The following is a 24720-nucleotide window of genomic DNA, read 5'->3' as shown; positions in this document are numbered from 1 at the left end:
ATGCTTACTCCACCCTGCTGGCCAGCGCGTTGACCGCAGCCACTGTAATTGCTGATCCGCCCAAACGCCCGCGTACGACCATCGAAGGCACTGGTAGATCCTCCATCAGCGCTTCTTTGCTTTCCGCCGCCCCAATAAAGCCAACCGGACAGCCGATGATGGCGGCAGGTCGCGGACAGTTCGGATCTTCAAGCATGTTAAGTAAATGGAATAGGGCCGTCGGTGCATTGCCAATTGCGACAACAGCACCCTTTAAATGCGGTCTCCAAAGCTCAAGAGCAGCGGCGGAGCGCGTGTTGCTCATATCCTTTGCCATATCGGGCACGCGTTCATCGCGCAGAGTACAAATCACTTCGTTCTCGCGCGGCAGGCGCTTACGGGTGATCCCCTCACTGACCATATAGGCGTCACACAGGATCGGCGCACCGTCTTCTAATGCGGCGCGGGCGGCAATTGCCGCTCCTTTAGAAAAAGAAATATGCGCTTCTAGGCCAACCATACCAGCAGCATGGATCATGCGCACGGCAACGATCTCTTCTTCTGGCGTGAAACAGGTCAATGCGGCTTCACTCCGAATGGTCGCAAAGGATCGGCGGTAAATTTCCGCGCCGTCGGTAATGTAAGTATGGGGCATCAAATCGCCTTAATTAGGGTCTGTATTGTGAGATCATTATGGTCGGGTTCACCCGCAGCGGTTCCATTTCGGGTTAGGGCATAGCCCTCGGCGGTGGCAATCACTGTGATCGACGCGGCACGTGGGTGCGCGCATCCTTTAGCGCAGCCTGAGATATGCAAAATCTCCCCTAACTCGACATGGGCGGCCAGAGCGCGGACCAGATCTCGTGTGGTCCCTAATGCCTGAGGGCAACCCGGAGCGCCAATGCAAGCAGCAACCCGCAACAGAGGATCAGCGGGGTCAGTAATCACACCATCAATATCAGGCAGGGTCTGCGCGCCTTCAACAAGCATCAAACGCCACGGTGTCATCCGCAATGCACCATGCTTGGCAAGTGTCGCAAGGGTTTCAGCCTTCATTTGACCAAATGCCAACCCAACAAGCGAACCTTGTAACGAATGTCCCGGTTTAGGGTCGAAATTCTGCGTCTGACGGGGAACAACATGACCGGCTGGTAAGCCCAAACCTGCATCAATACATGTCGCCATCCGCTTGTTCGTTCCGCGGATTTCAGCGAACCATTTTGCCAATGCCAATGCCTCGGGTACCGCCGTAGCCACCGTAACAGATTTGCCGGTCTTGGCCCCATCAGCGACCAAGATGAAACCACCAGCAGCGTCACATTCCAGCCTGATATCCGCCGATCCACCCTGCAACACCGGCAATCTGCCCGTATCGATGGCAAACCCAAATTTGCCCGGCAACTCAGGCGCATCCTTTGGGGCAAGCGCTTTGGTCAGCTCTGCAGCAAACAATTCAGTCTGATCGCCGACTTCCCAGAAGGGGGTAACTAGGACATTTCGGCGCGATTCAGTCTCGGCATCAGGATCCAAAAGCGACAAATGCCGCAGGCCGTCTCTGAGCGGATCAAGGCTTTCTAAACGCACCCCGCGCAGCTGGATATTGCCACGACTTGATAGGTCAATCACGCCATTGCCATGGGCCGTCGCTAATGTGGCCAGCCCATCGGCCTGCGCTTGGCCCAACCTTCCAGAAAACGGGCGCACCCTTACGACCCAGCCATCACCAGATAGCATCGGGCGCAGCGCACCTGGGCACCACCCCTTGATCTGTGGCTGACAAGTCATTCAGCTGCATCCATTGCAGCGGTGATCGAATTGCGGCGCGTCACCCACAGCCCGGCATCCCGTAGGGCTGCAAATCGGTCACGCATTTCTTGCAACGCAAGCGGGTTTTCGGCTTCCATGAATGACACCAGATCATCCCGGCCCAGTGTCGCGTCAAAATACAGATCAATCAAATGCGCCGGGACATCCCGTGTCAAATGCGCAAATGCAGCTAAGTTATCAAGCGTCGCGGCGACTTCTGCTGCTCCGCGAAAACCATGGCGCATCATGCCGGTCGCCCAATCGGGATTGGCCGCACGCGCACGGACCACCCGGGCAATCTCTTCGGGCATCGTTCGGGCCTTGGGCGCACCAACCCGCGTGCTATCAACGTGGTACATCGCTGGCTTTTCAGCACCGAGATGCGCCATCGCCGCCGCAAACCCACCTTCGTGGCTGGCGTAATCCGACGCCATCAAAACATCGCTTTCCGCGAGATCTTGAATATGGGCAAACCCGTCAGCATCACGCAATCTCGCCTCAAGCCCTTCTCGGTCTTGGCTAGATTGTCCCTTGGCATCCAGTGCCCACTCAGAAGCCTTTAACCATGCCTGCCCCGCTGCCACCCGGCCTTCGTCGGAATAATCCTGCAGTGCGCTTTCCATATTCATGCCAAAAAGCCCCGGTTTAGGGCCAAAAACGCGCGGCGTCTTTGTGAGGTAAGGGTTCATATCTGCTGCTTCTTCGCGTGCTGCCAGTGCAGTGGTACCAGCCTCGAATATTTGCGCCAAACCCGGAAATACGTCTCTAAACAGGCCTGAAATGCGCAATGTTACGTCAATACGCGGCCGGTCAAGCAAGGTCAGCGGCAAGATTTCAAATCCAGATACACGCTCCGACCCATCATCCCATTTTGGGGCAAGGCCCGCCAAATGCAGTGCCATCGCGACTTCTTCGCCAGCGGTGCGCATTGTGGCAGACCCCCACAGATCAACAACCAAACCCTTGGGCCAGTCGCCCTTGTCTTGCAAATGTCTGCGCAACAGCTCCTCGGCAAGCTTCACACCTTGGGTATAGGCCGCACGGGACGGAACGGCGCGCGGATCAACCGAATACAAATTCCGCCCGGTTGGCAGTACGTCAGAGCGCCCGCGATAAGGTGAGCCAGAGGGCCCCGATGCCACACGCCGCCCATCAAGTGCGGTCAGCAAGCCATCGTTTTCACCGTCGGCCGCTCCAAAAACATGCAAGCCGTCACCGAATTGGCTTTCTTTGATGTCGCATACAAATCGGTCGATGCGGGTGATCGCCTCAGCGGCCGAAGCGTCCTCACCCAACCCCAGATCAGCCTCTACGCCTGCCGCTTGTGCTTCGTCCCGAATTGTCTCAATCAGCCGGTCACGCCGCGCAGGATCCAGCCCATCAGCAGTCGAGTATTCATCCAACAATTGTTCCAGCCGTATCAATCCATCCGGTACAGCGCTGTCTGCCATTGGCGGCGGCACATGCCCCAACGTGACAGCTCCGATGCGACGTTTGGCCTGAGCAGCCTCACCAGGATCATTCACGATAAACGGATAAATCACCGGCAGATCACCCGTCAGCGCTTCGGGCCAGCAGGCTTCGGACAGGGCCACTGCTTTGCCCGGCAACCATTCTAACGTGCCGTGTGCACCGATATGGACCAGCGCGTGATGGCCTTGTTGACGCAGCCATAGATAAAACGCGACGTAGGAATGACGCGGAATGCGCGCCAAATCGTGGTAGTCGGTCTCGCGTGCATCAATCGCACCGCGCTCGGGCTGCAATGCGACAAGCGCATCACCACAGAACTGCGCCGGGAACTGAAACGCTCCATCTGCGACCATGGGGTCGTCCGCGACATCGCCCCAAGCTGTCGACAAATCATCGCGCAACGATTGGGGAAGTGTCTCTAACGCGGCCTTATACGCCTCTAACGGCCAAGATATGCGGTTGTTCAAAAGCGTCTTGCCAAATCCCAAGGCCGGCTCGACGCTGTAGCCCGCACCTGCAAGTGTCATCAACATATCCTCGACACTCGCCAAAGCATCTAGCCCAACGGCGTGGGCAATTTGATCATCACGCCCCGGATATGTCGACAAAACGATAGCAACTTTGCGCGCCTCAACAGGCGTAGTCCCAAGCCGATGCCATCCCAATACCCGATCCGCCACAGCATCAATCCGGGCTTGATCCGCACGGTGGGCAAAGCGGGAAAACTGCAGGTCCGGGTCCTTTTTCTGCGGTGCTTTAAAACTTACAACCCCCGTAAAAATCCGCCCGTCTACTTCCGGCAAGACTACGTGCATGGCCAGATCAGCAGGCGACAAACCGCGCTCGGACTCGGCCCATTCTTTTTGCCGCGCCGTCGACAAAGCCACTTGAAGCACCGGGCACCCCGGAGCATCCAAAGGCGACGTCCCGTCCTCACCCCGCCCCGAAAAAGCCGTCGCGTTAACGATGGCAACCGGTGCCATCAGATCAAGCGTCTCGGCCAGAAAAGCGCGCGCAGCGGGCGCTTTGAGTGAGGGCACAAACACGCCCACAGCGTTAAAGCCCCGCTTTCGCAAAGCTCCAATTAAAGCATCAACAGGGGCCGTATCTGCAGCCGTGAGATAGCTGCGGTAAAATGTTACCGCAGCGACGTCCCCGTCAGTATCAGGTAGCGGTAAAATCCCTTTATCAGGGTCATAAATTCCACAATCTGGAACCGTCTTCGCCCCCAAAACCGGCCCGGCATAAAGCCCTGCTGCCAAAGCCATCTGAGCCAGTGCTGCTTGGGCCGCAACTGCCCCTCCCGCATCACACAGATGCTGCAATCGGCGCAGAGTGGAGACGGGCAAGGTTGAGTGCGCATCAAGGGCCGCATCCTCACGCCCATCGGCCGGCAGCACAGCCAGTGCAATACCGTGACGGCGCGCAAAATCCTGCACTTGCATCAGGCCGTAGGCCCAGTAGTTTTCGCCCCCAATTAGGCGGATTAAAATGCCTTTTGCCCCGGTTAGGGTCTGTTCAACGTAGTTATCGACCGAAGCCGGGTGCCGCAACGCCACAAGATTACACAGCCGTAGGGTGGGCAACGCACCCTCCTTACCGCCGCCCCGATGCCAGCCTGCCGCAAAGGCACCAAGGTCACTGTCAGAGAATGACAGCACCACCAAATCTGCCGGGCTTTGCCCCGGATCAAAGGGGGTTTCCGCATCCTCCAGCCCGTGACTTTCGCGGAAGACGACATGCATGGCTTAGGCCCCAAGCGTTTCGTGGATTTTGGCCGGATCAACGTGGTCATGCTCAGCAATCACCACAAGCGCACCATTTCGTGGATCGGCGCCCCAAGGACGATCAAACTGATGCCGGACCCGACTGCCCACAGCCTGCACAAGCAGGCGCATCGGCTTGCCCTTTACGGCAACGTAACCTTTGACCCGCAGGATTTGTTGTTCCGTCGCCAGCCGTTCAATGGCCGCGATCAATGTCTCTACATCGTCCACCTCAGGCATCGGCACGACAATCGTTTCAAAATCATCGTGCTCATGATCGTCATGCCCGTCGTGATGCGACGGACGCGCAGCCAGATCATCTTCAGCTTTGGCATTCAGACCCAAAACAACATTGGGGTCGATCACCCCTTCGCTCATTTCAAGAATTGGGATTTTGCGCGGGCTTTCAGCTTCGATCACTGCGCGCGCAGCAGCAAGACCCTCAGGACCAGCTAAATCAGCTTTGGACATCAGAACGATATCGGCGCAGGAAATCTGATCTTCGAACACTTCGGACAACGGCGTCTCATGATCAATACTGTCATCGGCCAGACGCTGGGCATCCACAGCAGCAACATCCGCCGCAAAACGTCCAGCGGCAACCGCTTCGGCGTCGGCAAGTGTGATCACGCCGTCCACTGTTATCTTTGAACGGATCGCGGGCCAGTCGAATGCCTTCAACAACGGTTTTGGCAAAGCCAGTCCAGACGTCTCAATCAGGATGTGATCAGGACGCACGGGCATCGCCATCAATGCCTCGATCGTTGGAATGAAATCGTCAGCGACCGTGCAACAGATGCAGCCATTTGCCAGCTCAACGATGTTCTCTGCCGGGCAGTCTTCGTCGGCGCAAGATTTCAAGATATCGCCGTCCACACCAACGGTACCAAATTCATTCACCAACACGGCCAAACGGCGGCCTTTCGAATTGGTCAGCAAATGCCGGATTAGGGTCGTTTTGCCAGACCCCAAAAAGCCGGTGATCACAGTAACGGGGATTTTTGCGAGGTCGTTCATGAGTTTGTCTCCATCGGAGGAATACGGGCAAGGCTTTGCTTGCGGAAAATTACGGGGCGTTCACGCCAGGGCACCAGCCCATCGCCACTTGCCGCATAAGCAGCTGCACCAGCTAGAATATCAGGCGTATCCGCAGCGGTCAGTCGACCATAAACATACGTCCACTTGCCCGGCTCGGACAGTGCTACTGCAGCCCCCTGCGAACAGGCAGACAGGCATTCAACGGCAACGATTTTGACACCTTTGGGTGCGTCCGCCTGGGTCAATGCGGCATGCAATTGCGCACCGGGGCGCGGCGCGTCTTCTTCGAGCACTTCGCCCGCGCGGCAGGTGGTGCAAACATGCAATGTGGTGGTCATGGTTTTGGTCCTTTTATCGGTCCGCAAGCCTTGCTGCGGCCTACCCTATTGGTTCTATTGCGGCAAGCCGGGTCACTCCGGGACGCTCAGCTGCACGGTTGCGGTGATTGGCGTTCCCGCGACGCTCAGTGCCCGGTGATCATTGCTATTCAGGGTCACTTGGACTTCGACATCTCCAACGGGCAACGCGTTCAAATGCATCCACGGCCCATAAAGCCGCGCCAGTTTTTCGCCGTTGATATAGACATGCGCGTGACCTTCGCCCGCCACATCCGCAAGACTTGCGGCTTCTGGCGCGAAGGTAAAGTTCTGAGTTGTCAGATGCAGGTTATATCCCGTCATCGGGTCGGGCGTCACGGCCAGCGTAATCTCAGGTGCATTGGCTGCAAGTATCTCCAATGGAGTTTCGTGCGTTTTGGCGTGATCCATCCCATCATGCTGGCTCGCGTCGCCGTGGTCATGCCCGTCAAAGGTGATGCCATTTCCTGCTGCCAAGACAAAGCCAATGCCGCCGCCGAACACCAATCCTATGATAAAAAGTGCAAAAGTCCTGCCCATGTCACATCATCCTTTCCTAAAAAAGATCGGCCAGTTGCCCAGTTAGGCCGCGGCGACCCGCGCACCTTCGCGTTGCCAGAAATATCCCGCAAAGCACCCCACCAGCAGCCAGGCCGCCAGGCCAACGCTAAGCGCGCGCGCCGCAAAGAGTGCGGCGATTTCGGGTGGCACGGTGCCGGTGAATTGGCTCGGTTCGGGCGCGCCAATGACATGGGGGGCAAGCAACAAGATCGCGGCAACACCCCAACCAAGCCAGCTTTTGCCAAACGCAATCAGCCAAAGCGCGATTATCGCCATGCCCGCCGTCGCGAACCACCAAATCTGGCGCGCACCAACATCCGCAGCAGCAACGCCCGGCACCTCAGGTGCCAGCGACGCGCCAGGCGCAAGGTGAAACGCCACATAGCCCGCAATACCCCAGATAAGCCCGGTGCGTCCGTCAATATGCGCACCACGGTCATCCGCAACGCTCATCGCGCACAAAAGCAAAATCGCATAGCCTGTATAGGTCATCATCGTGAAAACGAGGCTCAACCCATCACGCACCGGATCAAACCCCGGCAGCTCTGGATGAGCCGACACCACATCACCCGTGCCAAAATGAACAAGCGTGCCAGTTTCATAAAGCTCCGCATGGAGCAGAACAGGCTGCACGAACCAAAGCTGCAGCAGGCCGGCAATCAGACCTGCAGCAGCACCAGCGAACAACGCGCTGATCAGTACGCGTTGAAGCATGTTAGTGGCAGGGAAACCCTGTTGCATGGCGCACATCATGTGCAGCGTCATGCAAGGCAGCCGCCTGAACATGGCCCGTCAGCGTGATCACGGCCACACCAAGAACGGCCAAAAACAGTACCGGCGCGAAACGCATCACGGAAAGCTGTTTGATATCAGTCTGTGTCGTATTCTTCATCTTTTTCTCCTCGCCGTCACACCCGACAGCATTCACGTTTCAGTCGCTTGGCAGGTCTCCTGGCTCGCGGGTCGTGACCTTTTGCCAGCCTTCCCCACCCCGAGGGGCAAGTGGCATTTGTGGCGCAGGCTCACCGCTTACAGTCGCGGGGGCGGCTTCGGCATGGGGGCGTTGCCCTTTTCCGAATTCCCTTTTCGGTCCCACACCCCGTTGAGAGGGGCGCTTTTACGGAACACCAAGCCTCTCTAGGTACTCAAATTGCAGCCCTTTGCGCAAGGTTATTTGCGACATATCATGTCCATTGGGCGCATCTTTGATGGTTTGCCGCACGATTGTGACCCATAACCGCACCTATGCTGGCCAACCGCACCACCCAAGCGATTCTCTTTTCGCTCCTCGCGTTGGGGCTGTTTGACGGCATGGGTCTTATTATCAAACATCTCTCCCCAAATTACGGGGCTGCTGAGCTTTCAGCCTACCGAAATCTGTGTGGTCTGATTCCCGCGGGCCTTGTTCTTTGGTTTTCGCAAGATTGGCACGACCGCGGACGCATAGTCCGGGTGCGCCAGTGGCGACTTGCCTTGATGCGGGGCGCAATACTGACCTTTGCACAGTATTTCTTTTACCTCTCCTTGGGCCTGCTCAGCTTTGCGACTGCCTCGACCATCACCTATGCCAATGCGCTCTTTATGACGGCCCTCGCCGTGCCGCTTCTGGGTGAACAGGTTGGATGGGTCCGCTGGTCTGCCGTGCTGATCGGTTTTGTTGGTGTGATTATGGTGGTCGGACCGGGCCAAGATACGTTTACACCAGCGGCCCTTTTGCCTTTGGCTGCCGCGGCTTGCTATGCGCTCACAGGCGTAACTGCGCGGATGATCGACCAAGAAGTACCCGGCGCGCTGATCAATCTCTATTCATCAGGTGTCGCCGCCGTGGGATCACTTATACTGGCGGTCACAACAACCGGATTCAGCCCATTGCAAAGCACAAGCGACCTGGGCTGGATCCTTGGTATGGGGCTTATTGGCGGCACCGCCGTGCTGTTTTTGATCTTCGCTTACAGAATGACCGAACAAAGCAACCTCGCTCCGTTCAGCTATTTCGGCATCCCGCTGGCGTTCTTGCTGGGTTGGTTGTTTTTTGACGAACAACCTTGGTCCGAGCTTTTCCCCGGCGCACTCCTTATTGCCGCCGGTGGTTTACTCATCATTTGGCGCGAACGACGTTTGCGCCAAAATGCTCAGACCACGACCTCATCAGCCACCTGAACACCCAAATCAAACACGCGCTTATAACGTTCAATTTCGTCCGGAGGCCCCATCGCCTTATTCGGATTATCCGACAACTTGACCGTTGGTTTGCCATTGGCACTGACCGCTTTGCAGACTAACGAAAACGGAGCCAACTGGTCGCCCGGAACAAGCCTGCGGAAATCATTGGTCAACAGCGTGCCCCACCCGAACGACACGTTCACCTTGCCTGCAAACTGCAAATGCAGCTCTTTGATTTTCTCGACATCCAGACCATCACTAAAGATAACCCGCTTTGTTGTCGGGTCCTCACCTCGTGCGCGCCACCAGTCGATGGCGACCTGCGCCATGGTTGCAGGATCACCGCTGTCGATGCGAATCCCCGTCCACCCCGCCAGCCAATCCGGCGCGTTATCAAGGAAACCAGCTGAGCCATAAGTGTCGGGCAAGATAATGCGCAGATTGCCCTCATGCTCGTCATGCCAATCCGACAGGACGTCATAAGGCGCATTAAACAATGCTTCGTCATTTTCAGCCAAGGCGGCATAGACCATCGGCAACTCATGGGCATTTGTCCCGATCGCCTCCAGCTCGCGGGTCATGGCGATCTTGCAGTTGGACGTACCAGTGAATGCCTCGCCTAGGCCCGACTGCATTGCCTGCACACACCAGTCTTGCCAAAGATATGAATGCCGCCGCCGCGTGCCAAAATCAGCAATCGACAGGTCCGGCACTTCGCGCAGGGCTTCGATCTTTTCCCAAACTCTCGTCATGGCTCGGGCATAAAGCACCTGCAGCTCAAACTTGCCCATCTTGCCCAGAACTGCACGCCCGCGCAGCTCCATGAGGATCGCAAGAGCGGGAATTTCCCACAACATGACCTCGTGCCATTTGCCCTCAAAGGTCAGCTCATACTGATCGCCCTTACGCTCAAGATGATACGGAGGCAGGCGCAGGCCCTCAAACCACTCCATGAAATCAGACCGGAACATCTGGCGCTTGCCATAAAACGTATTGCCCCGCAGCCATGTGCTTTCTCCGCGGCTAAGCGACAGCGAGCGCACGTGATCTAACTGCTCGCGCAACTCCCCCTCATCAACCAGCTCGGCCAGCGGGATATGCTTGGAGCGGTTGATCAGGCTGAACGTAACCTGGGTGTCAGGTTTGTTGTGAAAAATGCTCTGGCACATCAGCAGCTTGTAAAAATCCGTGTCGATAAGCGACCGTACAATCGGATCGATCTTCCACTTGTGGTTCCAGACACGGCTTGCAATATCGACCATGGTAACTTCCTCTTAGGATTGGCCATTTGTGCCAAGGGATGTGCACTGCGCGCAAGTACCAAACGTCCAACACCCAAAACCCGGCGGCCAACCCCCTTGCAGCGCCCCGTGCGACGGCTTTAATTCGGGGCAAAACAACCCGAGGCCCGCAATGACGCCACTGCATATCCTGATGACCGTGACTGCTATTTTTGCGATCATAGGCTATATTGCCAGCCTTAGACTGCAGCTGTGGATTACCCTAATCGCAACGGCTGCACTGGCGAGTTATTTTTTCTACGTTGCCCCGCTTGACCAAACCAACGCGCCCTATTGGATCGGGGCCACCACATTTATTCTCATATGCATCGCCGCGGCACGCCGGGGCCGTACCCTACCCGCCCCTAGGCCGCGTAAAACCGAAAATGGCATCATCGTCGACGGCACCAACGTGCTTTATTGGGACGATCAGACCCCACAACTTGATACTTTGCGCGCGGTTGTCGCTGACCTGAAACGTCGCGATCTCGTACCAACCGTCTTCCTGGATGCTTCTTCCCGGCACCACCTCAAGGACACGACGCTTAACGAAAAACGCTTTGCCCATGCCCTTGGCTTGTCACAACGCGCTGTCATGGTTTGCCCTGCCGGCACCGAAGCGGATGTGTTCATCCTCAAGCACGCGCGCAGCACCGGCCAACCAATCTTATCCAACGACCGCTTCGGTGACCGCGCCCAGCAACGCAAGGGCCTACGGATCATCAAAGGTGTCATAGCCAACGGTCGCCCGGTCTTCGACGGGATTTAAAGCGCGACCTTAACGGATCAGTCATCGCCCGCTAAGATATGGCTATCAAAGGAGGATCATCCATGTCCAAAGGCTATATTATTGCCCATATCGATGTTCACAACGCCGAGAAATTCGGACAGTTTCGCGAAATGTCCGCCAGCGTTCTATCGGAGTTTGGCGGCAAGGTGCTGGTGGGCAACCCCACCGCCGAACAGCGCGAAGGTCAAATGAAGTCCCTTACAATCGTAGTCGAATTTCCGGATGTCGATACCGCCCGTCGGTTCTACGAATCGCAAGGCTACGGTGAAGCCCGCGCGGTCCGGCAGCAAGCCGCGGACACCGATCTGATGATCGTCGAAGGGGTTTAGATCAGCGTCACACCCGCCGCCGTCATCCCTGCCAAGGCACCATCCAGCGACCCGTCCAGATCAATCGCGCGGCACAAATCCTGACGGACCGTTACGTCAAACCCCAGCTTTGCCGCATCCACAGCAGAAAAGTTGACGCAAAAATCCAGCGCCAATCCAACAAGCGTCACTTGGGTAATACCGCGGGTGTGCAAATACCCCTCCAAACCCGTTGGCGTGCTGTGATCATTCTCGAAAAACGCCGAATAGCTGTCGATCGCGGGGTTAAACCCTTTGCGCACAATCAGATCGGCACGACCCTCCAACAGATCGTCATGAAACGCAGCCCCACCGCTGCCTTGAATACAATGATCAGGCCAAAGCACCTGCGGACCATAAGGCATCTGTGTCAGATCATAGGGCGACGCCCCGTCATGCGAACTGGCAAATGATGAATGTCCTGCAGGGTGCCAATCCTGCGATAAAATCACTGCGCCAAACTCTGGCATGATCCCGTTGATGCCCTGAACGATCTCATTTCCGCCTGCCACAGCCAGCGCGCCCCCGGGGCAAAAATCATTCTGAACGTCGATCACGAGTAGCGCATGCATGGGAAATCCTCACTTCTATGGCCCTATAGAGTTGGTTTTACCCCACCGGACCCTTGCACAACAGCCCCAGACGCGCCTATTTGCTGACCCATGTATACCATTGCCGCCCTTTATCATTTTGCCCGGTTTGACGACCCCGCAGCATTGAAACCACCTCTCGAAGAGTTGTGTCTGCAAGAGGGTGTGCAAGGCACGCTTTTGTTAGCGGGCGAAGGGGTTAATGGCACGATCGCAGGTTCTCGAAAAGGCATCGACGCCGTGATCAGTCATCTGCGCGCCTTGCCAGGATGCGCGGCCCTCGAATGGAAAGAATCCACTGCCAAAACGGCCCCATTTGGCAAAATGAAAGTGCGCATCAAACGCGAGATTGTCACCATGGGTCAGCCAGACGTCGATCCGCTGACAGGCACCGGTCATTATGTCTCGCCCACAGACTGGAACGCGCTGATTACCCAGCCCGACGTTGCAGTGATCGACACCCGCAACGATTACGAAGTCGCCATCGGTAGTTTTGATGGCGCGGTTGATCCATCGACCACCAGTTTTGGCGATTTTCCTGCGTGGTGGGAGGCGAACAAGGGCCGCTTTCACAACAAGAAAATCGCGATGTTTTGTACCGGTGGCATTCGGTGTGAAAAATCAACGAACTATCTGATTGGCCAAGGGGTCGAGGATGTATTCCACCTCAAGGGCGGTATTCTGAAATACCTCGAAGACGTGCCTCAAGAAGACAGCACATGGCAGGGCGAATGTTTCGTCTTTGATAACCGCGTCAGCGTCGGCCATGGGTTGGTCCCCGGCCCGCATATGCTGTGCCATGGGTGCCGTCGTCCGATCCTGCCCGCAGATACATCGCGCGAAGAATATGAGGCCGGCGTAAGCTGTCATCAATGCGTAAATGAGACCTCAGAATTCGACAAAAACCGTTTCCGCGAACGCCAGAAACAGATGCGTTTGGCCAAGGAACGTGGCGAGGTCCACTACAGGTCAGACGAAACTTAACACTTCGCTAACACATCCCACCGCGCGCCTTGTTACCAAGCCAATGTCATACGAGCCGTGTACAGATGGTGCACAGGTTGTGTACGGATTGTGCCGTCCAACTTTCCTTGTCCATATGGCGTTAACCGTCCTACCCGGCAGAAGCCGTGCGAAGTGTTGCGCGTGCGCCGGTTACGGGCTTGGATCGCGCCAGCAGCCAAAGCATGATCGCAATGTTCATTCCATTCCAGACGATGCCGTTGACAAAAGCCAGCTCATAGGAACCGCTCAAGTCATAAATCAAGCCCGACACCCAACCGCCCAGCGCCATGCCCATGATCGTTGCCATCATGACAAACCCGACCCGCGCACCGGCCTCTTTTGCAGGCATATATTCCCGCACAATCAGCGCGTAACTTGGGACAATGCCACCCTGGCTCATTCCAAAGACCAAGCTGACCACATAGAGCGAAACCATCCCTCCGGACGGCAGATAGAGGAAGAGGGCGATGCATTGCAGCACCGAACCGATCAGCAGTGTTCGCACCCCGCCCAACCGATCTGCGACCAATCCTGATACCAACCGTGAAGCAACCCCGCCCATCAGCATTAGCGACAGCATTTGTGCGCCCACGGCAGGTCCAAACCCCAATCCGACGCACAACGCCACGATGTGTACCTGCGGCATCGACATCGCCACGCAACACCCCAATCCGGCCACTCCCAGAAGGATTTGTAACGCACGTGGGCTAAGGCCGGAGGACCGGGAATTGAGGTTGGATTGTTGCTGCGCCGCGTCCCTCACAGCTTCGGGCAGTTGTCTGCGCAACGTCAAAGCCAACGGGATGACGAGCACCAGTGTCACAGCAGCCATCACTAGATAAACCGAACGCCAGCCGCTGTCTTGCAAGACACCCGCCAGCAACATTGGCCAGATCGCGCCCGACAAATAGTTTCCACTGGCCGCAATCGCGACGGCAATGCCGCGACGGCGTACGAACCAATGCGAAATATCCGCGATCAGCGGACCAAACCCAACCGCAGAGGCGAATCCAACAAGTAGCTGCGCCAAAGACAGCATTGCGACCGATCCGGACAACGTCGCCAAAGCGTATCCTGCCGCCGTACATAATGTCGCGACGATCAAAGCCAGCGTAATTCCAAAACGGTCGACGGCTCGGCCGATGACGTAATTGCCGATCGCAAACCCGATCATCGTCAGCGTATAGGGCATCGAAGACGCCGCACGGCTCAGACCGAATTCGGCCTCAACAGCAGGCATGATCACAATAATCGCCCACATACCCGCGTTGATGATCGCGCCGACAAGCAAGGTCAGCCCCAAGCGCAGCCAAGCATACCGGCTGTCCGTGATCGCTATTTCCATGCCATGCCCCTCATCTCCTGCGGGCATCAGGTGCCAAATTGAACCATAGTGCAAGGCCTGCTCTCTTTGAAAAAATAGGCGCAATTGGAATTGTTAAACTGGCTGTAACCGCTTGGAGTTAAGTCTGGTCTTCGGGTGAGAAGAGGTGACAGCATGAGTGAGCCAGCAAATGTGCGGCCCATCATTATCAAGCGAAAAAAGGTCATCAGCGGTGGTGGCCACCATGGTGGCGCATGGAAGGTGGCCTATGCGGATTTTGTAACCGCAATGATGGCTTTTTTCATGCTGATGTGGCTGTTGAACGCGACAACAGAACAACAGCGCAAAGGGCTTGCAGATTACTTTTCACCGACCATCCCGATCAACCGGGTTTCGGGAGGCGGCAATGGTGCTTTCGGGGGCGAGAGTATTTTTTCTGAGATGACCCTCCCCAAGAATGGCACCGGGGCATCATCCAAACATCCGACAGAAGAAAATCAAGCCAAGGGAAACACCGGAAATGACCCTGATGGGGCAAGCACTGCTGAGCAGGACGAAGTTTTTGAATCCCTTGATGCAATGCTGTTGGGCCATGGTGGCGAATCCGCCGTTATGGAAAACGCGCTTAAACACATCATAACGCGAGTTACCGATGAAGGTCTGATCATTGAGATTTTTGCACTCGCAGGGGCTCCTCTTTTTGTTAGTGAAACAGATATGCCGACGCCGCTGTTGTCTGACATAGCAATGGTCATCGCCGACGTATCGAAAACCGTGATCAACAGCGTTGCGGTTGGCGGACACGTCCGCACCCGGCCGGTCATTTTGATCAACAATCCGGTTTGGGAACTATCCGCGCAACGCGCATCCCGCATGAGGGTACTTCTTGAAGAAAAAGGCATCAACAAAAGCCGGATGCAACGTGTGACGGGCCATGCAGACCGAGAACCCGTGCTGAGTAACACCATGGCAGAACGGAACAATCGGCTGGAGATCGTTTTGCTACGGGACGACATCTGAAATTCCAAAAAAAGCGCTAATTTTATCTGTTAGGCCGGAATTAAGACCCCCGCTCTATCAGTTAGGCAACAAGTTATCCGACAGAGCAGAAAGGCGTGTCTATGACAATTTCATCTTCGCTAAACGCAGGTGTTGCGGGGCTTCAGGCTAACGCAACAAGGTTGGCCAGCATCTCAGATAACATCGCAAACTCCTCGACCTATGGGTACAAACGCGTTGAAACCGACTTCCATTCTATGGTCATTTCCTCGCATGGTGGTTCTTATTCCGCTGGCGGCGTCCGGGCGACCACCAACCGACTGATCGATCAACGCGGCCCTCTTGTTTCAACGTCAAATGCGACGGATCTTGCTGTGCGCGGGCGCGGAATGTTGCCTGTTGCACAAGCATCCGACGTTGATGCCGGAAACACTGACACGCAGATGTACCTCACGACAACTGGCTCCTTCCGGACCGATTCTGAAGGCTATTTACGCTCTGAATCAGGCTTGGTGCTATTGGGATGGCCTGCACTTCCCGACGGCACGATACCTGTGTTCCCAAGAGATACGATCGATGGATTGGAACCTGTTCAAATCAACGTAAACCAGTTCACTGGCGAACCAACGACCAGAATGACATTGGGCGTTAACCTTCCGGCAACTGCAACTGAAGCCACGGCACCCGGTACAAGCCAGCAGCTTTCCGTAGAATATTACGATAATCTTGGCACCTCCGAGAGCATCAGCGTCACATTCGCACCAACCGTACCGGCCATCGGCACGTCGAATGAATGGACCATGACACTGACCGATTCAGTCAACCCAGCGACAGTCATCGGCGAGTACATATTGACCTTTGACGATAGCCGTTCAGCTGGGGGTACTCTCGCCACCGTTGTAGACGCGGCAGGCAACCCTGGTGGCACTTATGATCCTGCGACAGGCACCGTTGTTGTCACAGTCGATGGTGGGCCGATGGAAATTGATATCGGCGTTACCGGCCAGAATAGTGGCCTCACCCAGCTTTCTGATAGCTTTGCACCAGTGAATATTTCGAAAGACGGCTCCCCAGTCGGGAACATGACCAGCGTTGAGGTCGACGCGAACGGCTTTGTGCATGCATTCTTTGACACGGGCATCACGCGCACAATTTATCAGGTCCCTCTTGTCGATCTACCCAACCCAAATGGCATGGTGGCACTGGACCACCAGACCTATCAGCCCTCTGTTGAAAGCGGCTCGTTCTTTCTTTGGGACGCAAGTGATGGGCCAACCGGTGATATCGTTGGTTTTGCTCGTGAAGAGTCCGCGACAGATGTTGCTGGCGAACTGACCATGATGATTCAAACTCAGCGCGCCTATTCTTCCAACGCCAAGGTCATCCAAACGGTCGATGAAATGTTGCAGGAAACCACAAATATCAAACGCTGACCCATGAGTTAATCCGGCCACTGCAACGTTTCCGGGTCAAATCGAAAGGAAAAAAATGTCGATTACCGGTGCATTGAACAACGCGATGTCAGGGCTCCGCGCCGCAGGTCGCGCGTCGGAACTGGTATCTTCAAATATTTCGAACGCGCTAACACCGGGTTACGGACGACGTGTGCTGGCTCTATCGACCTCAGCCATCGGAGACTTTGGTGGCGTCAAGATAGACGGCATAACCAGAATGGTGAATGAAGGCGTCGCATCAGATAAACGCCTCGCTGAAGCGAAGAACAATGGGGCTCAACTCATAGCCGATTTCTTTGGCCGCATTGAAGGTTTGACTGGAAAGCCAAATGAGGCGTTTTCAATCAGCGCCCGTATGGCCGCATTCGAAAGCGGTCTGATCAGCGCGTCCAGCCGTCCTGATGCACCAGAGCGTTTGGCCGGTTCAGTTTCAGATGCCAAGGCGCTCATTGCGAGCCTATCTGACGCATCTGACGGCATTCAAAAAGCACGAACTGCTGCCGATAGCCAGATTTCGCGAGACGTCAAGCAATTGAACACGGGTCTAGAACAGCTCCAGATGCTCAATTCGCAGATCACATCATCACAGGTTCGCGGCAGCGACACTGCGTCACTGATGGATCAGCGGCAACAGGTCGTCGATAGGATCGGTGCGCTGGTTCAGATTAGGACCGTACCACGGGACAATGGTCAGATAGCCATCTACACCGAAGGCGGCGCAATCTTGCTAGATGGCTCTGCTATAGAAGTCGGCTTTACCTCTGCGAATGTAGTTACTGCATATCAATCTGTTGGCGCAGGAACACTCTCTGGCATGACCATCAACGGTTTACCAATACGTTCAGATTCCCAAACTGGGCCCCTACGTGGGGGTAGCATTGGTGCACAATTCGCAATCCGTGATGAATATGGCCCTACTGCACAACGCCAAATAGATGCCCTTGCGCGCGATCTGGTCGAGCGGTTTCAAGATCCGACGATAGACACTACTCTTGCGCCCGGGGACCCCGGATTGTTCACGGACGGGGGCGTAGCATTTGATCCTCTGGACGAAGTCGGCCTCTCCCAGCGCTTGACGCTTAACGCTGCAGTCGATCCTGATCAGGGTGGTGAAGCCTTTCGCCTGCGAGACGGCCTTAACGCAACGATCCCAGGCTATTCGGGTGATGCGAGTTTGCTCAATACATTACGAGAGACGCTTAACACGACCCGCATTCCGGCCAGTGGCAGCTTCGGGGGTGGTTCATTTTCAGCCGTGAACCTTGTGTCAGCACTCACCTCCCAATTCGGAGCTGAGCGTACTGAATCAGAGCGGTTACTCAGCTTTTCTTCCGCCCGCTTGGGCGAACTCACTGAACAGTTGCTCGCCGACGGTGTCGATACGGACAGGGAATTGCAGCATCTCATGCTCTTGGAACAGTCTTATGCTGCAAACGCGCGTGTCCACGAAGCTGTTGACGAAATGATGCAAACAATCATGAGGATTTGAAAATGCGTGCCACAAACCTTGGGGATATGGCCCAATCCTTTCAACTTCAGCAGCGCAATGGCGTTTTGAAACAAGATATCCAGCGGTTGACCCAAGAACTTGCGACGGGCCAAATCGCCGATGTCCGCCAGGTCTTAAACGGAAATTATGCTTACCTGACAGATATTGAGCGCACCATGGACGTTCTGGCAGGCTTCAAGCTTGCAACATCGGAAGCAACCCAACTGGCGAGCGGCATGCAAGAAGCGCTCGCCCAAGTCGGAACTCTTAGCGATACGCTATCAAGCAGTCTTTTGTTTGCCGGTACATCGGTTTCAAGTCTTGATGCTGCAACGATGACCGACACCGCCAAGCAAACCCTGGAATCCATGGTTAGCGTTCTGAACACGCGCGTTGCCGGGCGATCTCTTTTTGCGGGTGCGGCTACAGATCGGGCACCAATGCCTTCTGCGGATGACCTAATCTCGGCGTTAAAAACTGCGGTTTCTGGAGCAATAACACCTGACGATATCATTGCTGCGGCAACGGACTGGTTTGATGATCCAGCGGGTTTTGCTGCCGTTTCCTATGGTGGAGCACCCCAATCGATCGCACCGCTTGCTCTCTCAGATACCGAGAACCTATCAATTGATGTTCGAGCTGATAACAAAGAATTAAGGGACCTTCTTCGTAACGCAGCGGTATCAGCGTTGGCGACTGACCCCTCTTTCGGATTGTCCCTCCTAGATCAGTCAGAACTCTTCGGAAAGAATGGAGCCAATATGCTCGGCTCAAACGAGCAATTGATACATCTTCGTGCAAGGGTAGGGTTTGCTGAGGCGCGAATTGAGCAAGTTGCCACTCGCAACAATGCCAAGTTAACTAGTCTGGAATCTGCAAAGGGCGAACTGCTTGGTGTCGACGCCTATGACACCGCGACAAAATTGGAGAGCGTTCAATTTCAATTGCAAAGCCTTTACGCCGTTACCGTTCGCATGTCGCAGCTATCGCTGGTAAATTATCTATGACACTCATCTTCTACATCCTAACAGTACTGTGTTTTTTCACTGGGAGCTTACAAGCGGGGTCTGTGAGGATTAAAGATCTCGTAAATTTCGACGGTGTACGAGGGAACGACCTTGTCGGATATGGCTTAGTTGTGGGTTTAAATGGAACCGGCGACGGCTTGCGCAACGCCCCATTTACTGAAGATATCATGACCAACATTCTCGAGCGGCTTGGCGTGAACGTTACGGGTGAGCAGTTTCGGCCAAAAAATGTTGCCGCTGTATTGGTCACTGCGACATTGCCTGCTTTTGCACGGGCCGGCGGCCAGATCGACGTGACGGTTTCGGCAATTGGCGATGCCAAGAGCCTGTTGGGTGGAACGCTCATCATGACGCCTATGAATGCAGCCGACGGAGAGATTTACGCAGTTGCTCAGGGTGCAATCATTGCCGGAGGTGCCGTCGCTGAAGGCGACGCAGGCACCGTGACACAGGGTGTTCCAACGGCGGGATCGATTCCGTCTGGTGCGAGAGTGGAGCGAGAAATCGACTTTCAACTTAGCAGTCTTGAAGAATTACGGCTGGCATTGCGGGAAGCGGACTTCACAACTGCTGAACGAGTGGAAAAAGCCATCAATCAGAACTTTGGTCGAAGAGTTGCGCTGATGTTGGATAGCGGGACTGTGATACTCAATATTCCAGCCACACAGATGCGATCGGTTGCGCATGCGCTTGGCCGAATTGAGAATATTGAAGTTGAGCCTGAACGGAAGGCACGTGTCGTTGTAGATCAACGTTCCGGGACAATTGTGATGGGAGAAGATGTGCGTATTTCGCGTGTTGCTGTTTCTCAAGGAAATCTAACACTACGCATCCAAGAACAACCCGTCGTGGTTCAGCCGAATCCTTTTTCTGAGGGCGCTACTGTCGTCGTTCCACGCACCAATGCTGCAATCCAAGAAGAACCCGGCATTGGATTGGCGGAAGTACCGTCGGGAGCATCACTCTCAGAAGTTATTAGCGGGCTGAATGCGCTAGGAGTTTCGCCAAGAGATATGATCGATATCCTCAAAAGCATTAAGGCTGCCGGGGCATTACATGCAGAATTCGTTGTTCAGTAACATGGGAACCAATCCAGTTGCGGCTTTCTACCTTCCCTTTCTTCACTAACAACTTGTGCAAACCGCTTTCTGAGGCGGTAAGCATTGCCCACCCCCTAACCGTTCTCAGAATTGAACACTTATATCATGAGGTGTTGTTGCAATAGCTTTGTTGTAAATTGGCCTGAATTCACACTCCGTTCACCCCAAACCAACTTAGCATACGCCCCAGTGCGGGGTATACCGAGTGCCTTGAAGCCATTTGGAACACAGCGCATATTTGGACTTCTGCAACCTGGTGGTCGAAGCAGCCCACCGACTGGCGCAAGTCGATTCAGTTTCACACAAAGCGCCCCACTGACGGCCAACATATCCTCGCATATCTCGTTATCAGGCGAGATCTGATAGATCAGACCCTGCGGCATGTGCGCGTCCCCGATACTGCTACACAGCACTTCAACTGCCCATATCTCTCGTGTTTCCAACATGAAAGACCTTGATGCAGCCTAGACCCATGTTGCTTATGCCGAGTCAAACTGAAGTGTCTTTCCGTCCCCAATGCTACGCCAATCATGGGAGAACCGAGCCATCTGTGGTTGGAAAGCACGCACCCATCCAGGTTTTTTGGCGAGCTGAGACGTCAATACAATCTATGTGGCGCATTCAGAAATCGCGGCGATATCCGACGACAAGGGCGTTGGACCCTCCGTTCGGCATCATAGCTCCAAATCCGTTCGAACGGTGGTGGAGACGGAAAAAAACACTGTCGCGGGGATGGCCGAAATCGATTTCCGCTTCAAGAAACCAGTAGATTAGCGTTTTGCGGGAATCCCCATAATTATCGACTTCGACCTGCGAGAGTTTTGTGTAGCGTGACCCTCCCAAGCCAAAAGCCAAGCTGTCAAAATATGGAAGCCACGGCTGTTCGGGATGATACCGAACGACCACGGGCAGTACCAACTCACCGAAGTCTTGTTTGCCAAAATGCCGATTGAACTGCAATTCTGCGCCGAGTGACCAATTGCTACCGCCTAGTGCATGACTGTATCCCAGAATAGCGCCCGCCACATAGTTGTCAGTAAATGCAACCTTTTGGGGATTAACGGATCCGCCAGCGTTATTGTTTGTCATCGCTCCAGTAAATAGAGCAAAGCTCCAGCCATTCTTCTTAGGTTCCTCAGTATCAGCAGATGCGGTGCCGGCGAAAAGCGACAAAGCTACAATTACAGGCCGTAAAAATTGCAAATTTCGCTTCCTTCGTGGCCAGCTTTGGGTAACATCTAAAACCGAGTTTTTCACCTTGTTGTATTGTTAGTCCGTATTCAGAAACCGGCAATGCAAAACTAGGTGCTATATTCTTCGCGCAGAACGTTTTTTTGCACTTTACCCATCGTGTTGCGCGGCAGTGCGTTGAGGATGATATAGCGACGTGGGTGCTTGAAACGGGCCAGAAGAGGTGCGATTTTGTCGGCGATCACCTCGCCTGCGAGTATTAGGCCCTCCTCCAGTACAATCGCAGCCAAAACGCTTTCACCGAAATCAGGATGCGGCACGCCAAACACAGCACTTTCGAGCACGCCATCCACATCGTTGATCACGTCTTCAATTTCTTTAGGGTAGATGTTGTAGCCCCCTGAAATGATCAAATCTTTTTGCCGCCCCACAATGCTGATCCGTCCATCCGCTGACTGAACGCCTAAATCGCCAGTTATGAAAAAGCCCGTGTCGCGCAGTTCTTCGCGGGTCTTTTCAGGCATGTTCCAGTAGCCTTGAAAGACGTTGTCACCACGCACCTCGATGATCCCAATTTCACCGACGGGCAATGGAGTGCCGCTGTCCGGGTCCGTGATCACAACTTCAGTATTGGGCAACGCAAAACCAACTGTACCGGCAATCCGGTCTCCCTCGTAGGGATTGGACGTGATCATATTGGTTTCAGTCATGCCATATCGTTCAAGGATACGATGACCTATACGCTGCTCAAACGCTGTGTGCGTTTCTGCAAGCAAGGGTGCTGAACCGGACACGAACAAACGCATATCAGCACAGAGACCTTTCGTCATGCGAGGATCGTTCAGCAGGCGTGTGTAGAATGTTGGTACGCCCATCATCAGGGTGGATTTCGGTAGTTCTGCGATGATCGCATCTTGGTCAAATGCCGCCATCAGCCGGATCGAAGTACCAGCCAACAGACAGGTGTTCATCGCGACAAACAAACCGTGCGTATGGAAAATCGGAAGGGCGTGGATCAAGCGATCTTGGCCCGTGATCTGCCACAGCTCGGTTAGGGATTGAGCGTTTGATAGCAGATTCTTGTGGGTCAGCATCGCGCCTTTTGATCGCCCGGTGGTGCCAGATGTATACAGAAGCGCGGCAAGATCATCAGGTTCGCGACAGACCGTATCAAATTCTTCAGGTGCCGCGTCGGCTGCGGTGGCAAGACTGCCCTTCCCGTCGGGTCCAAGAGTGAGGACCGTAATATCATCATCATGACAAAGCGCTAACATTGCCGCTTCGTCTTTGCTGTCACATATCACGACACGCGGCGCGGCGTCTTTGATAAAATAGGTCAATTCCGTCTGTGTATATGCCGTATTAAGCGGCAGATAGACGGCACCTGCCTGGACCGTTGCAGCATACAAGCCTAATGTATCTATCACCTTAGGGGCTTGGACAAAGACGCGATCACCAGGGCTAACACCTGCTGCCACCAGAACATGAGCCAGTTGGGATGTACGGCGGACAAAGCCCGCAAAAGTCAGGTCTTGGCCATCGTCATCAACCAAAAATAATTGATCAACATCAGCATGTGGTGCGATCAGAGCATCATAGAGTGTGTTCTTCATGATCCGGGTTCCTTGATCTTTGTCACGAACGCGGTTGTCGATAATGCGTTCACGACACGGGATGCCGCAACAGTTGATTTCATGGCAAATTCTCCGTGATTCCGTTCCGTTTGCTTTAGATTGTAGAGATAATTCACCATGGCACCGCTGGACTGCTTTTTACCATTCGCAGACATGTCAGCCTGCGCATGGACGTCATGCACCTCCGCACCGTTGCCCAAGTGAAATCGAGCTACGGGGTCAAGAGGCCTGCCATCGCTACGTTTAGCGAGCATTAGATACCGGGCAGCCATTGCGCGGACGTCCTGGGGTTCTGCTGCGCCTTTTAGCACCGCAGTGGCAATTGGGCCGAGTTGTGGATCATCTGTCTGACCTTCAATCCACCCGTTCAGACCGGGAATGGGCGAAAGAGTAACGAAGGCATCAATCTGTGGGCATACCAAGGAAAGTTCAGCTACGACCTGTTTGATCAACAGATTTCCAAAGCTGATTCCACTTAGCCCCTTTTGGCAGTTAGAAATCGAATAGAAGACCGCAACCTTTGCCTGATCAGCCTCAAGAGGGGTACGCTGATCCGACAGCACATCATCAATAGAACTTGGAACTTCTTTTGTTAAGGCAACCTCTACAAAAATGAGCGGCTCATCGGGCATCGCTGGGTGAAAGAACGCAAAGCAACGCCGATCCGGCGGGTAGAGCCTGCGGCGCAAATCATCCAAATCGCTAATTTCATGCACAGCCTCATAAGCGATAATTTTATCAAGGATGCGGGCTGGAGTGTCCCAGTTGATTTGGCGCAACACAAGAAAACCGCGATTAAACCAGCTGCGCAGAAGATGCACAAAGTCGAGGTTTGTTCGGGCAAGATCAGGATGCTCTTTCAACCGTTCAAGAAGGTCCACGCGCATTGAAACCAGTACCGTCGTTGCACCAAATGGCTGGTTTAGACGGCGCAGAAACTCTTGGCGCTTTGGCTCTGCGGCAACACATAGCGAGCCGAACAATTCAGCGGTTGGAGCAGCAGCGTATTGAGTGGCCAAGTCGGCAGTCTTTTCCGCATCAATGTCGAATTCTGAATTCAAGAACATGAAAAATGCGGTTTTTTCCGCTGAGTTCAATGCTGCGTAACGCGCAAGAATTGTCGAAGCGAGCCCTAGACCCGATACTTCACCTTCGGCAGACATCAGCGCATGGCACAGCGCATAGATGTCGCGCGTGTCGTTCTTGCCTCGCATCAAACTGCGCGGGTCAAAGAGCTGGGAAAGAAGGTCCCCAAGAAAGCGGTTTCGCTGCATGTCGTCCCCTTACAAAGAGTCGTTCATGGTTAATATCGATATTTTACAGTTCTGTATAATTAAATCGGTAAAG

The 24720-nt window shown here is 54.7% G+C and carries 23 protein-coding genes and 1 riboswitch; of the genes, 9 read left to right on the top strand and 14 right to left on the bottom strand.

Annotated features, from left to right (window positions below; genetic code table 11):
• Positions 1-4: 4 nt before the first annotated feature.
• From C1J03_RS01435 to C1J03_RS01400, 8 genes are all read right to left on the bottom strand, one after another.
• Complete coding sequence (locus C1J03_RS01435; protein WP_114883003.1) at positions 5-634, bottom strand: precorrin-8X methylmutase; 630 nt, start codon at positions 632-634, stop codon at positions 5-7.
• A complete protein-coding gene (cobG, locus tag C1J03_RS01430; RefSeq protein ID WP_114883001.1) occupies positions 634-1764 on the bottom strand; it encodes a precorrin-3B synthase in 1131 nt (376 codons plus the stop codon). The genes C1J03_RS01435 and cobG overlap by 1 nt, the downstream gene beginning before the upstream one ends.
• Positions 1761-5003, bottom strand: coding sequence for a cobaltochelatase subunit CobN (gene cobN, locus C1J03_RS01425; RefSeq protein ID WP_114882999.1), 3243 nt, complete (start codon positions 5001-5003; stop codon positions 1761-1763). The genes cobG and cobN overlap by 4 nt, the downstream gene beginning before the upstream one ends.
• A gap of 3 nt (positions 5004-5006) precedes the next feature.
• Positions 5007-6041, bottom strand: coding sequence for a cobalamin biosynthesis protein CobW (gene cobW, locus C1J03_RS01420; RefSeq protein WP_114882997.1), 1035 nt, complete (start codon positions 6039-6041; stop codon positions 5007-5009).
• Positions 6038-6400, bottom strand: coding sequence for a DUF1636 family protein (locus tag C1J03_RS01415; RefSeq protein ID WP_114882968.1), 363 nt, complete (start codon positions 6398-6400; stop codon positions 6038-6040). Before C1J03_RS01415 ends, cobW begins: the two co-directional genes overlap by 4 nt.
• Positions 6401-6472: 72 nt before the next feature.
• Positions 6473-6958, bottom strand: a complete 486-nt coding sequence (locus tag C1J03_RS01410) for a hypothetical protein (protein ID WP_114882966.1) — start codon at positions 6956-6958, stop codon at positions 6473-6475.
• Positions 6959-7000: 42 nt separating this feature from the next.
• Positions 7001-7693: a CbtA family protein gene (locus C1J03_RS01405; RefSeq protein WP_114882964.1), complete on the bottom strand. Its 693-nt coding sequence runs from the start codon at positions 7691-7693 to the stop codon at positions 7001-7003.
• A 1-nt stretch (position 7694) separates the two neighbouring features.
• The gene (locus C1J03_RS01400; RefSeq protein ID WP_441351124.1) at positions 7695-7871 is read right to left on the bottom strand and encodes a CbtB domain-containing protein; all 177 of its coding nucleotides are present in this window, start codon (positions 7869-7871) and stop codon (positions 7695-7697) included.
• A 32-nt stretch (positions 7872-7903) separates the two neighbouring features.
• Positions 7904-8126, bottom strand: a riboswitch (cobalamin riboswitch).
• Between the two features lie 98 nt (positions 8127-8224).
• On the opposite strand from C1J03_RS01400, the gene C1J03_RS01395 reads away from it, so the two are divergent.
• Positions 8225-9139, top strand: coding sequence for a DMT family transporter (locus C1J03_RS01395; protein ID WP_114882962.1), 915 nt, complete (start codon positions 8225-8227; stop codon positions 9137-9139).
• Here the strand turns inward: C1J03_RS01395 and pncB are convergent.
• The gene (gene pncB / locus C1J03_RS01390) at positions 9112-10404 is read right to left on the bottom strand and encodes a nicotinate phosphoribosyltransferase (protein ID WP_114882960.1); all 1293 of its coding nucleotides are present in this window, start codon (positions 10402-10404) and stop codon (positions 9112-9114) included. The genes C1J03_RS01395 and pncB overlap by 28 nt on opposite strands.
• A gap of 151 nt (positions 10405-10555) precedes the next feature.
• Between pncB and C1J03_RS01385 the strand changes: the two genes are divergently transcribed.
• Positions 10556-11191 (top strand): NYN domain-containing protein, encoded by a 636-nt coding sequence (locus C1J03_RS01385; RefSeq protein WP_114882958.1) that lies wholly within the window; start codon positions 10556-10558, stop codon positions 11189-11191.
• A gap of 62 nt (positions 11192-11253) precedes the next feature.
• On the top strand, positions 11254-11541 hold the full coding sequence (locus C1J03_RS01380) for a DUF1330 domain-containing protein (RefSeq protein WP_216825888.1): 288 nt from the start codon (positions 11254-11256) through the stop codon (positions 11539-11541).
• Here the strand turns inward: C1J03_RS01380 and pncA are convergent.
• A complete protein-coding gene (pncA, locus tag C1J03_RS01375) occupies positions 11538-12131 on the bottom strand; it encodes a bifunctional nicotinamidase/pyrazinamidase (RefSeq protein ID WP_114882954.1) in 594 nt (197 codons plus the stop codon). The genes C1J03_RS01380 and pncA overlap by 4 nt on opposite strands.
• A gap of 90 nt (positions 12132-12221) precedes the next feature.
• Here pncA and trhO point away from each other — a divergent pair, with 90 nt between their 5' ends.
• Positions 12222-13133, top strand: a complete 912-nt coding sequence (trhO, locus tag C1J03_RS01370) for an oxygen-dependent tRNA uridine(34) hydroxylase TrhO (protein WP_114882952.1) — start codon at positions 12222-12224, stop codon at positions 13131-13133.
• Between the two features lie 130 nt (positions 13134-13263).
• Here the strand turns inward: trhO and C1J03_RS01365 are convergent, their stop codons facing one another.
• Positions 13264-14499, bottom strand: a complete 1236-nt coding sequence (locus tag C1J03_RS01365) for an MFS transporter (RefSeq protein WP_114888790.1) — start codon at positions 14497-14499, stop codon at positions 13264-13266.
• Positions 14500-14652: 153 nt separating this feature from the next.
• Between C1J03_RS01365 and C1J03_RS01360 the strand changes: the two genes are divergently transcribed.
• The 5 genes from C1J03_RS01360 (at position 14653) to C1J03_RS01340 (ending at position 20527) form a co-directional block, all read left to right on the top strand.
• Entirely contained in the window at positions 14653-15498 is an 846-nt protein-coding gene (locus C1J03_RS01360) for a flagellar motor protein MotB (RefSeq protein WP_114882949.1), read from the top strand.
• A 101-nt stretch (positions 15499-15599) separates the two neighbouring features.
• On the top strand, positions 15600-16910 hold the full coding sequence (locus C1J03_RS01355) for a flagellar hook protein FlgE (protein WP_114882947.1): 1311 nt from the start codon (positions 15600-15602) through the stop codon (positions 16908-16910).
• A 55-nt stretch (positions 16911-16965) separates the two neighbouring features.
• Positions 16966-18420 (top strand): flagellar hook-associated protein FlgK, encoded by a 1455-nt coding sequence (flgK, locus tag C1J03_RS01350; protein WP_114882945.1) that lies wholly within the window; start codon positions 16966-16968, stop codon positions 18418-18420.
• A 176-nt stretch (positions 18421-18596) separates the two neighbouring features.
• Complete coding sequence (locus tag C1J03_RS01345; protein WP_254694156.1) at positions 18597-19427, top strand: flagellin; 831 nt, start codon at positions 18597-18599, stop codon at positions 19425-19427.
• Entirely contained in the window at positions 19424-20527 is a 1104-nt protein-coding gene (locus C1J03_RS01340) for a flagellar basal body P-ring protein FlgI (RefSeq protein ID WP_114882942.1), read from the top strand. Before C1J03_RS01345 ends, C1J03_RS01340 begins: the two co-directional genes overlap by 4 nt.
• Positions 20528-21169: 642 nt before the next feature.
• On the opposite strand, the gene C1J03_RS01335 is transcribed toward C1J03_RS01340, so the two are convergent.
• Genes C1J03_RS01335 through C1J03_RS01325 form a run of 3 tightly spaced genes read right to left on the bottom strand, consistent with a single transcriptional unit; the run spans position 21170 to position 24647 of the window.
• On the bottom strand, positions 21170-21805 hold the full coding sequence (locus tag C1J03_RS01335) for a hypothetical protein (protein ID WP_254694155.1): 636 nt from the start codon (positions 21803-21805) through the stop codon (positions 21170-21172).
• 44 nt (positions 21806-21849) lie between these two features.
• A complete protein-coding gene (locus C1J03_RS01330) occupies positions 21850-23352 on the bottom strand; it encodes a malonate--CoA ligase (RefSeq protein ID WP_114882938.1) in 1503 nt (500 codons plus the stop codon).
• Positions 23349-24647 (bottom strand): malonyl-CoA decarboxylase domain-containing protein, encoded by a 1299-nt coding sequence (locus tag C1J03_RS01325; protein ID WP_114882936.1) that lies wholly within the window; start codon positions 24645-24647, stop codon positions 23349-23351. Before C1J03_RS01325 ends, C1J03_RS01330 begins: the two co-directional genes overlap by 4 nt.
• Positions 24648-24720 lie beyond the last annotated feature (73 nt).

The sequence above is a fragment of the Sulfitobacter sp. SK012 genome, assembly GCF_003352085.1.
Taxonomy (GTDB): Bacteria; Pseudomonadota; Alphaproteobacteria; order Rhodobacterales; family Rhodobacteraceae; genus Sulfitobacter.
Note: the sequence above shows the minus strand (reverse complement) of the source record. Positions and strands in the feature narration are given on the sequence as shown.